This is a genomic window from Craterilacuibacter sp., assembly GCF_051659485.1.
Taxonomy (GTDB): Bacteria; Pseudomonadota; Gammaproteobacteria; order Burkholderiales; family Chromobacteriaceae; genus Craterilacuibacter.
Map to the genome: position 1 here is coordinate 1 of NZ_JBOFOO010000236.1, position 1,659 is coordinate 1,659.

Genomic DNA, 1,659 nt, shown 5'->3' on the forward strand with positions numbered 1-1,659 from the left:
GCGCAGCGGACTCCACCTCCACGCTCAAATCCTTAATGCCCAACACACGACGACGGCTTAGCCAAAAGCAAGGCCATGCCGCCAGTCCATACGCCAGCTTCCATCCCTGTTCATATTCCCTCGCGCCGCTGCGCTTGTCGCGCTCGGTCAGCGGAAGCGGCAAGTAAAAAGCGGCCGCGTAGCGGACACAAAGCCCACACCCATCGGTGCCCGTTCGTAACGGGGACATGACCTGTTAAATGTCTGCCAGCCCCAGCCTCGCCATGCGCGAAATCAGCGTGGTGCGCGGCAGGCCCAGCTCGCGGGCGGTAGCGGCGAGCTTGTTGTCGTTGGCGGCCAGCGCCCGGGTAATGATATGGCGCTCCTGTGCCGCCAGACGTGCCTTGAGCGGGCCGCTGCCTGCCGGTGCCGTATCGGGGGGCAGGGCGGGTATGGCGGCAGATGCGCTGTCGTGCATCAGTGCGATGGCGCCCAGCGTGCTGCCGCTTTTATCCAGCAGCAGGCTGCGGCGGATCACGTTTTCCAGTTCGCGCACATTCCCCGGCCAGGCTTGGGCTTCCAGCGTGGCGATGGCTGCATCCGACAAGGTGGTGATAGCCGGGTTGAGGCTGGCGGCGTGCTTGTCGACAAAGCGGCGGGCGAGCAGGGCGATGTCGCCATGGCGCTCGCGTAGCGGCGGGATGAAGATGTAGCCGACGTTGAGGCGGTAATACAGGTCTTCGCGCAGGCGGCCGGCGGCGATGGCATCCAGCGGGCGCTGGTTGAGCGCCGCGATCAGGCGCACATTGGCGCGCAGCGGCTGCTGGCTGCCCAGCGGCTGGAAGCTGCCGTCCTGCAGCACGCGCAGCAGCTTGCTTTGCAGCGCGATCGGCATGGAGTTGATTTCATCCAGAAACAGCGTGCCGCCATCGGCCAGCGCAAACAGCCCCTTCTTGTTTTCGGCACCGGTAAACGCGCCGCGGGTGGTGCCGAACAGGGTGCTTTCCAGCAGGTTTTCCGGTATCGCCGCACAGTTCAGGCACAGCATGGGTGCGCGGGCGCGCGGGCTTTTGGCATGGGCGCGGCGCGCGAACAGCTCTTTGCCGGTGCCGGTTTCGCCGTAGATCAATACCGGCAGTTCGCTGTGGCCATAGATATCGATGGCGTCGATCTGCAGGCGCAGCCGTGCGTCGTGGCCGACGATGTCGGGCACCGGGCTGGGGTCATTATTGTCCGAGGGCTGGTTGTCTACGGTGCGGCCGATCTCGATGGCACCGATTACGTCGCCGCTGCGGCCGAACAGCGGCATGGCCGAGTGCAGATAGTGCAACTGGCGGCCATCGCTGCCGCTATAGGCCTGATAGTGGTCGACAAAGCGGCTGTGCTGCGACAGGCAGCGCAGCAAGGTGCTGTCTTCCGTCTTCAGCCACGGGCTGACTTCAAGGATGTGGCGGCCAATGATATTGGCCGGGTCTACGCCGTCCATGCGCGCGCTGGCGCGGTTGTAGTACACGAAGTGGCCGTGGCGGTCGACCATGGTGACAGGCTGGCTCAGGGTGTCGAGCACTTCTTTCATGCTCAGTACCAGCCACTGGATCTCTTCCATTGCGCTTCCTTGTCGGGTTTTCGACGCATCGTGGCCAGACCTTGCCGCAGCAGGTGCGGGCGGCTGTCCGTTTT

1 protein-coding gene is annotated in these 1,659 nt (G+C 64.5%); it reads right to left on the bottom strand.

The window, feature by feature from the left end; translation table 11 throughout:
* Positions 1–235 precede the first annotated feature (235 nt).
* The gene (locus ACRC1E_RS08345; RefSeq protein WP_438514638.1) at positions 236–1,585 is read right to left on the bottom strand and encodes a sigma-54 interaction domain-containing protein; all 1,350 of its coding nucleotides are present in this window, start codon (positions 1,583–1,585) and stop codon (positions 236–238) included.
* Between the last annotated feature and the right edge of the window lie 74 nt (positions 1,586–1,659).

Coding starts and splice junctions, on each gene's coding strand:
- ACRC1E_RS08345 (WP_438514638.1), bottom strand. CDS start 1,585: ATGGAAGAGATCCAGTGGCTGGTACTGAGCATGAAAGAAGTGCTCGAC.